At 61.6% G+C, this 13,593-nt stretch carries 12 protein-coding genes; 9 read left to right on the forward strand and 3 right to left on the reverse strand.

What is annotated here, in order from left to right; all coding sequences use genetic code 11:
• Nucleotides 1-59 precede the first annotated feature (59 nt).
• Both repC and IYW40_RS02900 read left to right on the forward strand, forming a co-directional pair.
• Nucleotides 60-1,427 (forward strand): plasmid replication protein RepC, encoded by a 1,368-nt coding sequence (gene repC / locus IYW40_RS02895; protein WP_175095533.1) that lies wholly within the window; start codon nucleotides 60-62, stop codon nucleotides 1,425-1,427.
• 74 nt (nucleotides 1,428-1,501) lie between these two features.
• Nucleotides 1,502-1,714, forward strand: coding sequence for a hypothetical protein (locus tag IYW40_RS02900; protein WP_175095534.1), 213 nt, complete (start codon nucleotides 1,502-1,504; stop codon nucleotides 1,712-1,714).
• 9 nt (nucleotides 1,715-1,723) lie between these two features.
• On the opposite strand, the gene IYW40_RS21595 is transcribed toward IYW40_RS02900, so the two are convergent.
• Nucleotides 1,724-2,977 (reverse strand): integrase, encoded by a 1,254-nt coding sequence (locus IYW40_RS21595; protein WP_232366159.1) that lies wholly within the window; start codon nucleotides 2,975-2,977, stop codon nucleotides 1,724-1,726.
• Between the two features lie 252 nt (nucleotides 2,978-3,229).
• Between IYW40_RS21595 and IYW40_RS02915 the strand changes: the two genes are divergently transcribed.
• On the forward strand, nucleotides 3,230-4,408 hold the full coding sequence (locus tag IYW40_RS02915) for a DUF1403 family protein (RefSeq protein WP_196399295.1): 1,179 nt from the start codon (nucleotides 3,230-3,232) through the stop codon (nucleotides 4,406-4,408).
• Between the two features lie 123 nt (nucleotides 4,409-4,531).
• Complete coding sequence (locus IYW40_RS02920) at nucleotides 4,532-5,230, forward strand: SMC-Scp complex subunit ScpB (protein ID WP_196399296.1); 699 nt, start codon at nucleotides 4,532-4,534, stop codon at nucleotides 5,228-5,230.
• 256 nt (nucleotides 5,231-5,486) lie between these two features.
• Here IYW40_RS02920 and IYW40_RS02925 read toward each other — a convergent pair whose 3' ends face one another.
• The gene (locus IYW40_RS02925; RefSeq protein WP_196399297.1) at nucleotides 5,487-5,762 is read right to left on the reverse strand and encodes a hypothetical protein; all 276 of its coding nucleotides are present in this window, start codon (nucleotides 5,760-5,762) and stop codon (nucleotides 5,487-5,489) included.
• A gap of 170 nt (nucleotides 5,763-5,932) precedes the next feature.
• Here IYW40_RS02925 and IYW40_RS02930 point away from each other — a divergent pair, with 170 nt between their 5' ends.
• The 5 genes from IYW40_RS02930 (at nucleotide 5,933) to IYW40_RS02950 (ending at nucleotide 12,310) form a co-directional block, all read left to right on the forward strand.
• A complete protein-coding gene (locus IYW40_RS02930) occupies nucleotides 5,933-6,193 on the forward strand; it encodes a hypothetical protein (RefSeq protein WP_196399298.1) in 261 nt (86 codons plus the stop codon).
• Between the two features lie 372 nt (nucleotides 6,194-6,565).
• Nucleotides 6,566-6,985, forward strand: a complete 420-nt coding sequence (locus IYW40_RS22190; RefSeq protein WP_348644220.1) for a hypothetical protein — start codon at nucleotides 6,566-6,568, stop codon at nucleotides 6,983-6,985.
• 420 nt (nucleotides 6,986-7,405) lie between these two features.
• A complete protein-coding gene (locus IYW40_RS02940) occupies nucleotides 7,406-8,941 on the forward strand; it encodes an ATPase domain-containing protein (RefSeq protein ID WP_196399299.1) in 1,536 nt (511 codons plus the stop codon).
• Between the two features lie 134 nt (nucleotides 8,942-9,075).
• Complete coding sequence (locus IYW40_RS21600) at nucleotides 9,076-10,743, forward strand: response regulator (RefSeq protein WP_196399300.1); 1,668 nt, start codon at nucleotides 9,076-9,078, stop codon at nucleotides 10,741-10,743.
• Nucleotides 10,744-11,101: 358 nt separating this feature from the next.
• Nucleotides 11,102-12,310: a PAS domain S-box protein gene (locus tag IYW40_RS02950; RefSeq protein ID WP_246720595.1), complete on the forward strand. Its 1,209-nt coding sequence runs from the start codon at nucleotides 11,102-11,104 to the stop codon at nucleotides 12,308-12,310.
• 948 nt (nucleotides 12,311-13,258) lie between these two features.
• Here the strand turns inward: IYW40_RS02950 and IYW40_RS02955 are convergent.
• On the reverse strand, nucleotides 13,259-13,435 hold the full coding sequence (locus tag IYW40_RS02955) for a hypothetical protein (protein WP_196399302.1): 177 nt from the start codon (nucleotides 13,433-13,435) through the stop codon (nucleotides 13,259-13,261).
• Nucleotides 13,436-13,593: the final 158 nt, after the last annotated feature.

Raw genomic sequence — 13,593 nt, forward strand, 5'->3', positions numbered from 1 at the left:
TCAAGAGTTGGCGCCGTTTCGGCGAGCGGATTTCTTTTGCCTGAACGAGGCAAAAGCTCATGAGAACATATTCAACGACGCCCTTTGGGCGGCGGCCGTTGACGCTTGCCATGGTGGCGGCGCAGGCGGCGACGCGAGATTTCGCGGCAAAACCCGACGCGTCCGAGACGGTCGTCCATAAATGGCGACTGTTTCGCGCAGCTACTGAAGCCAAAGGCCCGCTCGGCGTCACCGACCGGGCGCTGTCCGTCCTGCACGCCTTGCTGAGCTTCCACCAGGAAACTGCGCTGACGTTGCCAGAGGCAGAAGGCAGGGAAGGCGGGGAGAGTGATTCGCCCGGCATCGTGGTGTTTCCGTCGAACCGGGAGCTCTCGATCCGCGCGCATGGCATGGCGCCGGCGACGCTGCGCCGGCATCTCGCTTCGCTTGTCGAGGCGGGGCTGATCATCCGGCGGGACTCGCCGAACGGCAAACGTTTCGCGCGGCGGGGGCAGGGGGGCGAGATCGCGGAAGCCTTCGGCTTCGATCTGGCGCCGCTGATTGCGCGCGCGGCCGAGATCGAAAACCTCGCCGAAGAGGTGCGCGTCGAGAACCGCGCCATCGCTCTCCTGCGGGAAAGGATCACGCTGGCGCGGCGCGACATCGTCAAAATGATCGAGACTGGGATGGAGGAGGGCGTTTGTTTCGCGCCGATATCGATTGACGGGCAGGACGTCAGCGACTGGGAAGGCCTTTACGGGCGCTGCCAGGCCCTCTCGGCGCGCTATTCGCGCAGCCTGGGGAGAACCGGGCTGGAGGCCTTGGCGGGCGAACTGGCGGGCTTCGCGGCCGAAATCCAGAATCTATTGGAAACTCACGTAAAACAGCAAAAAAGAAGCGCCAATGAGTCCCAGACTGAGCGCCATATACAGAATCAAATCACAAACATTCCTGATCTTGAACCTTGCCTTCCAAAAGGCAGGGCCGAACCGCCCGGGTCAATGCCAGAAGATCCCGAAGCCGAGAGGGCAGGGGCGTCAACGACCGAGGCGTCCCGTACCGGAACGGGCGAGCGACAGGGGAGTTCGACACGAACCTATCCGCTCGGCATGGTGCTGCAAGCCTGTCCCGACATCGTCGATTTCGGCAAAAACGGCGAGATTGCCTGCTGGCGCGATCTCATCGACGCTGCGGCGATCGTGCGCTCCGCGCTCGGCGTCTCGCCCGACGCCTGGAAACAGGCGTTCGACGTTTTGGGCGAGCATGACAGCTCGATCGTCATTGCCGCAATCCTGCAGCGGGGCGAGGAAATCAAATCCGCCGGCGGCTATTTGCGGGTGCTGACCAAAAAGGCGCGGGAAGGGGAGTTTTCGCTCGGCCCCGTGCTGATGGCGCTGCTGCGCGGCAAGGCGGCAAAGGCCGCGCGTGGACGAAAGATGGCGGGATGATTGGACTTCCGACGAGGGGTTTCGCTGCCGTGGATTTGGCAATTATCGTTGACCATCGAGGGAGCGCGGACGCCATGACCGATACGACGACCCAACTCGCCATCCTTTCCGACGCGCTGGTCAAGATCATCGAACTTGGTCCGTTGGCGGATTCTGGGAAAGCTTCGCCGACCGATCTCCTGAGCCGGGCAGGGGACATTGCTGCGCGGGCGCTGACGGCCGCCGCCACCTACGGGACGCTGCCGCCATTCGCGGATTCTCCATCAGCAGAAGAAAACGGCTCGTGAACGGCGTCGTTACAACCCCGCCGCCTTGGTGAGATTGACCTTGAACCGGTCGCGTTTTCGTTGGTAGCGACGCGTCATCTCGGCGGAGGCGTGACCGAGATGTTTTTGCACATGCGCCTCTTCGATCTGCGCCGACGAGGCAAGCCCGGCCCGCAGCGAATGGCCGCCGAAAGCAAGCCGTCGTTCGCCTTCGGTCAGATCGCCGCGAATGCCGGCGGCGAGGGCGGTTTTCTGCACCAGTCTGGCGACATGCTTGTCCGTCAGACGGCTGGCGGAAACGCCGCCATTCTTGCGCGCGATCGGGCGGAAGAGGGGGCCCTGGCTTATTCGGCCGAGCCGCAACCAGGTCTCGAGCAGCGCGACGGGACAGGTCTCGGGACGCGAGCCGCGGCCGATTTCGACTTCGCGCCAGCCGGTCTTACCGGAAATCTGCAGCACCGCGCCGCCGTCGTTGTTGCTGGCGCTGGATAGATCCGCGCCAGTCGTGCCGGCGCTCGAAACATCGGCGGAGTCTCTGCTGGCGCTGGATATATCCGCGAAGTCCTTTCTGGCGCTCGGAACATCGGCGCCAGGAGGAAAAATCTCGATCCAGCCGGTCCCGTCCTCGCTCTGATCGGGGCCGCAATCGAGGCCGACGATCTCGGAGCGGCGCAGACCGCCGGCGAAGCCGATCGCCAAAATGGCGCGGTCGCGGATGCCACGCAGATCCATCTCGAGCGTCGCCAGCATAGCGATGAGCTCATCGGCGAAGATCGCTTGCTTTTGGAGCGGGGGGCGGCCATGGGCGCGGCGAATGCCGGCGAGCACGGTGGAAATATGCCGATCGCTCGTATCGAGCGGCGCCCCGAGCTGGCGGTAACGCCAGCAAATCCCTGAAAGCCGCCGCTCCAGCGACGCGACGCTGAGCGCCGGCCGGCCTCCGGCGCCGATATTTCGTGCGCCGGCATGGACTCCGCCGATATTTCGTGCGCCGGCATGGACTCCGCCGATGTTACGTGCGCCGGCAGAGACTCCGTCTTGCATGCAGGCGGCGAGATAGAGGCCGACGGTTGGCGGGTCCGGGGGCAGGGGATCGAGCCCAGAGCGGCGCAGCCAGGCGGCGAACTGCCGCCAATCCGACTCATAGGCGCGCTGGGTGTTGTCCGCGCGGGCGTTGCGGGCGTAATCGCGGGCCTTTTCGGAGAGCGCAGTGAGATGCGGGGAGGGGGGCCGCGCCGTGAGGGGCGCGAGGTCGCCTTCGAAGTCGTCGTCGATGTCCGCCATCTCGTCCTCTTTTCGGTCCGGCTTGGGTCCTGCGTCGTTTCGAGCGCAAAAATTCCGACGCCTCGGAAGGCTCTCTGAGGTCGATTTCGGCCATTTTCGCCCGGAAGTCCGCAGGTTCCGAATCACGTCCGATAAGCGCACATTATCGGACATGAGAGCGAGACGACAAGTGCGGCGGATTAGGCGCGAAATTTAAGCATCAAGCGCCGCCATCCTTGCCGCCGGATTGGTTCCGGGGCTACGATCCCGCGCATGCTGGAACGTGATTCGCCCGACCCGTCGAGCCTTGAACCCGTGGCGATGGGGCGGCCGCATCGCGTCGTGCGAAGGCGTCCTCTAGACCCGTCGCTCCCCCCAAATCTTCCGGAAATCCAGCCGCTTCCGCGTTGGGCGAGGCTCAACGGCGGCGCTGGCGGCGACACGAACGCGATGTTTTTCGCCGGCGCCGGCGTCGCCCATCTCGATCAGATTTTGCGTTCCGGCGATGTTTCGAGCGCCGGCAGAGACTCCGTCGATTTTTCGCGCGCCGGCTTAGGGACTGACGCCGACATATCGAGCGCCAGCAGCGACTCCGTCGATTTTTCGAGCGCCGGCAAAATCTTCGGCGTCGAACCGGTTTTTTCCGGCGCGCTGCGCCAGCGTCTGGCGCTCAAAGCCGCCGCAACCTGCGCGCGGCTCGCGCGGCTGCGCGAGGACGAAGCGGCGCTCCGCGATGCCGAGCATCTTGCCGGCGTCGGCGTCGACACCAGCCCGGCCGGACGCCTGCATCGGCTGTTTCGGCTTTTTGCGTCGCGGCCCGTAAAATTTGATGCGGCGACGTTGTCCGCCGCCGCCGAATATATGGGGGCGCCGAGCGCGCTGGACTTCCAAGGGCTTGCCGCCGCGTTGCGCGAAGCTGTCGCCAGCGCCGACAATCCGCTCGCCGCAGCGGCGGGCGTGAGCGCAGCCGCCGCGCCTGATCTCGCGGCTGTCCCCGCGATCGACGCGGAGATCTTCGCGCTCTGGCTCGCCGACCTCGCCCTGGCGCAAAAACTCGGCTGGAAGGCGCCGGTTCCGCTGCTCGCCACAGTGATCGCTCACCCCGCATTGCGACGCGCCGCAAACGGCCGCCGACCGCGTCCCACGGATCGCGACTGGTCGACCGTGCTGGCGAGCGCCTACGCGCTTGCGGCGAGGGAGGGAATCGATGTCGCTGGCGCCTTGTCGCGCCAAACGAGAAAACTTCTCGACGCCGCGCCGAAATTGCGGGCCAAGAGCGCGGCGCGGGTCATCGAGATGCTGCTCGCCGATGATTGCATTGCGCCGGCGCGCGCGGCGAAAACGGCTAAGCTCTCCGAGCGCGGCGCGCGGCGCCTGTTCGATCGGCTCACGGAACTTGGCGCCGTGCGAGAACTCTCCGGGCGAACCAGCTTCCGGCTCTATGGGCTCTGAAGCCTTTTCGAACCGAAGTGGACGCCGGTTCGACGCGGGAAACGCGCTTTAAAGAAGCGCTTTTCGGAAGGTGGAAGCGGTTTGATGAAGCAAACGCGGTAAGAAGCAAGGTGAGGCGCAAACATGGGCCGCCCAAAAACAAGCGAGCTGCACGACTCGTTCGATCCCGTGCTCATGGAGTTGCCGGAAGCCGTGCGTTGGCGCGAGTGGATGGGGCGCGTCGAAGCGGTGATTTTCGCCGCGCGGACCCCAGTGTCGCGCGAGGCGCTCGCCAGGCTGGTTGGCTCGAGTTGCAATCTTGACGACCTGATCGCCGACATCCGCGACGATCTACGCGCGAGGCCATACGACCTCGTTTATGTCGCTGGCGGCTATCAACTGCGCACCAAGCCGCGCTTCGCGCCGGCGATCCGCGCCGCGGCCGGCGGCGATCTGCGCCATGCGGGCGCGCCCGAATTGACGCCGACCGAGATTTTGGCGGTGACCGCGATCGCCTATCTGCAACCCACCACCCGCGCCGAACTCTCGCGACTCGCCGGCAAAGAGATCAGCCGCGACGTCATCGGCGCGCTCAAGCGCCATGGGCTGATCGACGGCGCCTTGCGCGCGCCGCAACCCGGCGCGCCTTTCGCCTATGTGACGACCAAGAAATTCCTGGAGGTCTTCGGGCTCGCGACGTTGCGCGAGCTTCCCGACATCGAACGGCTCGAAGACGAAGGGCTTTTGGAGCGACCGCAAACTGGGGCCGATCTCGACGCCGTTCTTTTCGCAGGAGAGGAGGGGTTCGATGCGGAGAGCGACGCCGGGGAGCATTGGGAATGATCGACGACAGAACTCTCGCGACTACTCGCCCTTTCACGGCGAAAACAGGGCGTCAATCATGGCAGGATCGCGTTCGAGACTATGCGCGCGCCGCCTGAGACGCCGTTCATCGCTCTGGCGAAATCGCGCCGATTCGTCTGTTCGGCTTGCGGCTCGCGCGCCGTGCATCTGATGCCGGACTGGCCGCCGTATCGGTCGCGAAGTTGAGCATTTCGTCGGCATTGGAGCAAAGTCGGGCGCGGACGAGCGGCGCGCCTCACATCGAAATAATCCAAAATAATCCCGCCGCTGCGAAAAAGACCGTGAACGGCGCGATCTCGCGGCCTGCGATCCGTCTTCGATAATAAACGTTAGCGCTCGCGCCGATGACCCAACCAATTCCGAACAGTAACAAAGTGACCCAATCGCCGGTTTTTCGATAGCTCACGACATATGGCTTCACACGCGCAACGTTGCGCTCGGCGAGATCGCGCCAGACGTAAAAAATCGCCGCGGTGAGATAGGCCAAAATCAAAATAACGGCGAGCCGCATGTCCATTCCTGCTTTGCCCGAAGATAGCACGAACGGGCCTCAAGAGCGTCGACGATAGCCGTGAGAATCGCGCCGGCGTCGGTGACGACGATGCGGCGCTGATCGAACCAATGCTCGACGGGGTAACAGGCTGCGTCGTGGCATTAAGCGCTCCAATGATTGGATTTTACATGGAACCGATCGGAGCCGACGCCGTTCTCCCCTTCCGAGAGGGGATATCCGTCATGCCGGACGATGAAACGCCGGACGACTGGCGCAGCGCGGTCGCCCGAGAAGCCGAGCGGCAATCCGCCGCAGCCTTCGAAAAGATCGGCAAGCGGCTGCGCGCCGAGCGCGCCAAAATCGACGAAGAACCGTTGCCTGACAAAATGTCAGCCTTGCTGACCGAGTTGCAACGCCGGCTGCGCGCTCAGAAACGGGATGGCGGCTAAGCCGCGTCGAGCGGGCTAAGACGTTAGTTCGATAGCGACGTCATTCGGTCGTCGAGATGCGCCTAAGCGACGCCTTGGCCGCGCTACAATCGCCGATCTTTGCGCTGAGGGCATCGCTGGCGCATGGGTTTGGTGTGTCGGGCTCGGTTGCGCGCATCATGGCAGAATCGCCTTCGACGCGATGCGCGAGCCTCCCGAGACGCGGTTCATCACATTGGCGCAGTCGCGCCGATTCGTTTGTTCGCGATGCGGCTCGCGCGCCGTGCATCTGATGCCCGACTGGCCGCCGTATCGAGCTTCGCAATAAACGCTGACGCGCGGGATTTTATCTGTAGCATAGGCGCAGCTTAGACCGATGGGCGCGACTGACAAATGACCAACAGACTTTATTACGGCGACAACCTCTCGGTGCTGCGCGACAGCATCCCCGACGAGAGCGTTGACCTGATCTATCTCGATCCGCCGTTTAATTCGAACGCCTCGTATAACGTGCTGTTTAAGGCACCGTCCGGCGAGCAGTCGCAGGCGCAAATCGAGGCGTTCGACGACACATGGAATCGCCACTCAACGTCAGCACCGCGTTCTCCTCACTTCGGCAAAGTCCTCCGGGATCGCGCGGGAAACCCCTTAACCGCGCGATCCCGACTCGCCCGCACGGCGTATGTCAGGAACGCCTGGGCGACCTCGCGGAAGAGCAGCCGCGACCGCGCGGTGTCGATCGGGACCGGCTGTCGATTTCGGTTTCAACGTGAGACTGCGAGCCATTCCGCTTTTTTATTCGGTTTGAATTGAGACTCGAGTGTCAGATGAAACCGAATAGCTCGCGAGACCTCATTGACCATCAGATGTGCTGCCGCGTTGAATTTGTTGATCATCAGTCAGACGTCTGCTGCGATGGAGGTTGGTCGATCGCCCAGTCGAGGAATCTCAATTGAAACCGAAAAAATTGAACTCCGGTCTCAAATGAAGCCGAAACCGCAATGACACTGAGCGATGAATACTCCTTGGATAATCACAAAGTGCCGGTCTCACATTGGAACCGAAATTGACAGAGGGGAATCCAAGGACATTTTGCTCCGTTGGAGCATACGCGGGGGATGGGCGTTGATAGGAATGCGATTATGATCCGGCCGCGGGAACCTTGAACGCATCCTGGCGGTTGATTTTCCAGGGGCGCTACGCTTGCGCCCGTTCTATTATGGAGTGTCGCATTTGACCGATAGCCCCGACACGCCCCGAAGGGATCGGGACAGCGGTGACCGAGCGTCAACTGGCATCCCGGGCCTCGATGATATTCTCGTCGGCGGCTTGACCCGCCGTCGGCTCTACCTTGTCGAGGGTCTCCCCGGAAGCGGTAAAACTACCCTCGGGTTGCAATTCTTGCTCGAGGGGCAGCGCCGGGGTGAGCGCTGCATGTTTGTCACGCTTTCGGAGACTGAAGACGAGTTGCGCGCCTCGGCTGCCTCCCACGGTTGGTCGCTCGACGCCATCTCAGTGGTCGAGTTGAGCACCTTCCGTGGCGAGGAAGAAGAGCAGACTCTGCTCCACCCCGCCGAATTCGAACTTGGGAGGACCACCGGGCGGATCTTGGAAAGGATCAAACAGGAGAAGCCCGATCGGATCGTCATCGATAACCTCTCCGAGGTGCGCATGCTCGCCCAGACGCCGCTGCGCTACCGTTGGCAGTTCTTCGCACTGCGCCGGCTCTTCACCAGCCTGGGCTGCGTCGTATTGTTGCTTGACGACAAGACGGCTCGTCCGGACGATCTGCAAATACAAACGCTCGTGCACGGCGTGATCTCGCTAGAGCGGGGCAGCTTGAATACCTACGGGGCAGAGCGACTTGTCCTGAATGTGGTGAAAATGCGCGGCATCGCGTTTCACCGCGGCGCCCACGATTACGCGATCCTTACGGGTGGCCTCGTCGTCTATCCGCGTGTCACCATCTTCCAGAACATTCTCAAGACCGAATCCATCACCGTCAGCACCGGGGTTGCCGAACTGGATTCGTTGCTGGGAGGCGGTCTGGTTACTGGAGCCAGCACGCTGATCATGGGGCCGACTGGAACGGGCAAGACTTCCACTGCCACCCGCTGCGTGCTCACGGCGCTAGAGCGCGGCGAGTCGGCTGCGGCGTTCATTTTCGATGAACAGCGCAGCGCGTTGCGAGCGCGCTCCGCCAGGCTGGGCATGGACCTATCGCCATATTTGGAGTCCGGGCGGCTGCGACTGCACGAATTCGATGCGAGCGAGCTGTCCCCCGGCAAGTTCTCCCACGATATTCGCCGCGCGGTCGACGTCGACGGCGCGCGGATGATCTTGATCGACAGCCTTAACGGGTATTATCACGCCATGCCCAACGAGCAGTATTTGATGCTGCAGTTGCACGACCTGCTCGGTTTCCTGAGCCGCTCTGGCGTGGTGACGCTGCTCGTCCTTGGCCAGCATGGCCTGACCGGTGCGGTGCATAGTCAGATCGACCTCAGCTATCTTTGCGACACCCTGCTCCTTACGCGCTATTTCGAGGCCGCAGGGCAAGTGCGCCGGTGCCTGTCCATTGTGAAGACCCGCACCGCAAAGCATGAGTCCACCATTCGCGAATTCACCTTAGGTCCGCCTGACTGCCTGACGATCGGTCCCGTCCTGCACGATTTCGAGAATGTCCTGGCCGGCGCGCCCGTGTTTCGTGGAGCTGCCAACACCCTGATGGACACGCCGCCGGGTTCCGACACTGACACTCCGGTGTAACGGCAGTGGATGGCCGTGTCCTCATTTTGGCGTCTCGCGGCCGCGATGCTGAACTCGCGGTCCGGATACTCGCCAGAGACCAAGTGTCCTGCCATGTCTGCGCCGACGTTGCGGAGCTGGTGCGGGAGGCGGTCGTGGGCGCCGAAGCCGCCCTGGTGACCGAAGAATCCCTGGACGATGACGACGTCGGCGTGCTGCTACGCTGGCTTGGAACGCAGCCGCCCTGGGCCAATTTTCCCTTCGTCGTGCTGGCAACGCCACGAGGTGACCTCGCGCAGGGGTCACGGGTGCCTGAATGGTCTGACAGGATCGGCAACGCCGTGCTGCTCGAACGGCCCCTTGGCGCGGCCGCATTGGGGAGCGCGGTTCATGCCGCACTACGTGATCGCCAAAGACAATATTTGGTGCGGGACTATCTCAGGGAGCGGGAGCAGGCCGCTGCGCATTTGGCTGAGGCGAACGCCTCGCTGGAGACCAAAATCGCAGAACGCACAGATGCTCTGCGCGCCGCTTACTTCCGCCTTGCGGAAGAAGTGCGTGAGCGCGAGAAGACCCAAATCCTGCTTATGCAAGCGCAGCGAATGGAGGCGCTCGGCAAGCTTGCGGGCGGCATTGCCCATGACTTCAACAACATCCTTCAGGCGGTCGGGGGGGCGCTCTCCGTGATTGACCGCCGAGCGGACGATGCAGTGAGCGTTCGTCGCCTCGCAGGTCTCGCGCTCAACGTGGTCGAGCGAGGCGCGGCCATCACCGGCCGTCTGCTCGCGTTCGGCCGCCGCAGCGACTTGCGCACTGAAACGCTGGATGCCGACAGCTTATTAGGCGGCCTTCGAGAGATCCTAACGCTCACCCTAGGAGCCGACATCGAAGTCAATTTCAAGGTAGAACGCAATTTGCTATTTCGTGCCGACAAAGCGCAACTTGAAACGGTTCTGGTCAATCTTGCCACCAACGCTCGCGACGCGATGACGGAGGGCGGCCAACTCTTGTTTTCGGCCGGATCCGAGGTCTTGTCCTCGCAAAGTCAGGCGCAGGTTCACGGAGTTGCCCCAGGGCGCTATGTAAGGTTTACGGTCGCCGATAACGGCAAGGGCATGGATACGGCCACGCTCGCCCATGCATGCGACCCCTTTTTTACCACCAAGCCACAGGGCGCGGGAACCGGACTTGGTCTCACCATGGCGGTAGGCTTCGCCTCGCAGTCCGGCGGGACGTTGAGCGTAGAAAGCACTCCAAGCAAGGGCACAACAGTGACGTTGTGGTTGCCCGCGGCTGACTTTGACGGGGCTACCGCACCGGCGCCATCGCAGAATGCGGAGAACGCAGAATCGATACCCCATCCCGCTACGAAAAGCGCCCGGGTGCTGGTGGTGGACGACGAGGATTTGGTGCGGGAGACGCTCGCCGAGAATTTGGAATCCGAAGGCATCTGCGTGGTCACCGCCGCGAACGCGACCGATGCGTTGTCTCTGCTCGCTGCGGGGGATGAAGTGGATGCCATCGTCACCGACCTTTCCATGCCAGGCATGGACGGCATCGCTCTCATACGCGCCGCCCAGGCACTCCGCCCCGGGCTGCCAGCCGTGTTGCTTACAGGCTTCGCCAAGGAAGACACGGCCGCGGTGAGCGGAGCAGTTCCTGGCGCCTTTTCATTGCTGCGCAAACCAGCCAGCTTCGCTGATGTCTTGGACGCGGTTCAGTCATTACTGGCGGCGCGGGGAGCTGTCCAAACAACCGGGGCCAGCTCTTCTGGGGAGACGCGCGAGCGCGCGGAGGACCGAGATGGGTCACAGGGCGACTAGCAGCCCTGCCATCCCTCCTCGCCCCAGTTCCCCCGATCACTGCCCCACCTCCATCAGGCCTTGGAAGAGACGGCAAAGGCAATCGTGGGGCTAGAAAAGGCGAGCGAAGCCATCCGAACGTCCATGGAGAGGGATAAAAGCGTCGGTGATAACTCGATGCGACAACGGCACCTTGAGACTATTGCCAAATGCTTCGCTGGCGCGGTCGCTGAAAGGGACGAAATCAAGTAATTGATTGAGGAAATGGAGAAAGAGGGGTGAAGGAGCTCGCAGGGTCGCCTGCCGTCGCGGAAAATAGACTCTCTTTCCGCCGTACCGAAGCAAAGCGCGTGCCCTCCTGACTTAGCGTCAAGCTAGAATGCTCTATTCGGGGCAATTTACGTTTGTGTTCGTCGCACCTTGCCAAGAGGATTGGTTTCCCGAATATCGCAGATTGATCTCCTTACCAGCGCCGCGCATGAGACTCGCCATGCCATCAAAACCTGGTCAGTACAGGGACTATCTCGCGGCGATTGTCGATGGGGCCTTGGACGGCATCGTCGCAATCGACGAGACGGGGTCGATTCTTTCCTTCAACCGGGCCGCGACCGCGTTATTCGGATATGGCCAAGATGAAGTTATTGGGCGGAACGTGCGCATGCTTATGCCTGAGCCGTACCGACGCGAGCATGACACTTATTTGCGAAATTATCGGGAAACCGGACAAGCCAAGATCATCGGTATTGGTCGACAAGTCGAGGGACAACGTAGGGACGGCTCGATCTTTCCCATGGAGCTGGGAGTCACTGAGGTCGAACAGGATGGACGCCATATCTTTGTGGGCATTATTCACGACTTGAGCGAACGCCGAAAATTTGAAGCGCGAATGCAGGAACTTCACGCCGGTCGTCTCGAGCTGATCGAGCATATGGCCGTGGGACTGGCGCATGAGCTCAAACAGCCCTTGACCGCGATCAACGCGTATCTCAATATCGTACGCAGGCTTTTGAAAGATCAGCATTTTTCTGCGGAAAAAGCCGAAGACGCTTTGGACAAGACCACCAAAGAAGTGTTCCGGGTCTCCGAGATTATGGACAATTTGCGCCAGTTTATGGCGCGCGGGACAACAGACAGAACGGCCCACCATTTAAACGAAGTCGTGCGAACCGCCTGCGAATTCACCGACGCGATGTCCAAAGAAGCGGGGGTTACGACGGCAGTGCATCTCGACGCGAATGAAGACCAGGTGACGATTAATAAAGTCCAGATTCAGCAGGTAGTCGTGAATTTGAAGCGCAACGCCATTGAAGCGATGCAGGGCTGCGAAAATCGCCAATTAACCGTCTCCACCAGGCTTGCCGAAGGCGACATGATCCGCGTCGACGTCACCGACACAGGCCCCGGTCTGCCAGACATCGTGAAACAAAGACTGTTTGAACCCTTCACGACCACCAAGCCGCATGGGCTCGGAGTAGGCCTGTCGGTTTCCCGCTCGATCATCGAGGAGCATCACGGGAAGTTGTGGGCCGAGGAAAACCCCGGCGGAGGTACGGTTTTCAGCTTCGCGCTACCGGTGACGCGGGCGTGAGGTTATACCGCCGCGCTGAAGTTTCCCGACCAAGGCCGCGATCAGGAATGACGAAGACAATGTTCGGCCGCCCCGCGCGGCGAAAGGATTGACGACCCGACCATCGCAGCGCAACACTCTTAAAGCTCGCTTCAAGACGGCCGCGGATACGCAATCCCGATTGCGGCGAGCGCCGAGCCGGCGGCCTCCTGCCTTTTTGCGGGAGGCCGTTTTTCAAAGGTAATCGCCTCATGGAGCTATGAGGGCGATGTCATAAGATTCCCGAGGAGCGCGAGGCGCAGTGGTTCGGCGAGTCGTCGCGCGTTGTCTGATTGTGGATAATGCCGCCGCGTAAATGGGCTTCCCCTTGTGTGCGTGTTAGCGGTGCGCCGCATCGAAGGAACGAAAGTCGCGTTCCAAACGTTAACGTCGTGGGCACGATCCCCATTCCGGGGTAACATTTTTCCCTTTCTGCGCGGATGCGTATTGTTCTGATCGATAACAAAGATCACGTTCGAGCGGATACGGCCGCCTTGGCCTTGGACTCGCGAGAGTGGGCAGAGATTGCCGCCAAAGGCCAAAGCAACCGGGTCACATTCGCTATTCACGCTGCGAAATTGTTGGACGAGCGCCACGGTAGAGCATGCCGCGCATATGGTTTTACGCCGTTCGCGGCAGCAGACTCCGACGGTTATTTTGTCTTTGATTGCGACACGCCGAGCGCGCCGCCTTTGATCTTTGAGGGACATAGCGACCCACGTGCAACCGCTGAAGTCATGATGGCATGTTTTTACGTGGGCTATGTCCGTCGCACCATTGACGATGGGCCCGCGGCTGACGATGAGCCCCCTCGGCGCGTGAACGGATCTATCTGCGACTATTTTCTATTACCCCAAGCGGCCTCTTGCTCAGCAACGGGCGAGAGGCGTTAAGGTGGATTAGATATCGTCATGAGGTGAAGGGCGGTCATCAGCTGAGCGTTATATCTATTTCTCGCAGTAGATCGTGAATCTCGGCGGGCAAGGGCTCGGCGACAATTTTTGCGAGCTTGACTTGAAGTTGCTGCCCAATTTTTTCTGCGGTAGCGACGAACTCCTCTCGGAAATCGTGAGCGCGTCGCCATTCGCTTGTTCTGAGTTCTACCATGATACCCCCGCCTAAGGTGCTAACCCTTCGGCGGGGGTTTTGTTCCCCTTCGCTCGCGCGATCTGACGCTGAATAGACGAAGCGGCGAAACTTCCCGTATTTCCGCGACTGCGATTGCAGCGGCTCGCGCCTAAACCGTTTCCGAATCGCACTGCGCG

It is taken from the genome of Methylocystis sp. H4A (genome assembly GCF_015709545.1).
Classification (GTDB): Bacteria; Pseudomonadota; Alphaproteobacteria; order Rhizobiales; family Beijerinckiaceae; genus Methylocystis; species Methylocystis silviterrae.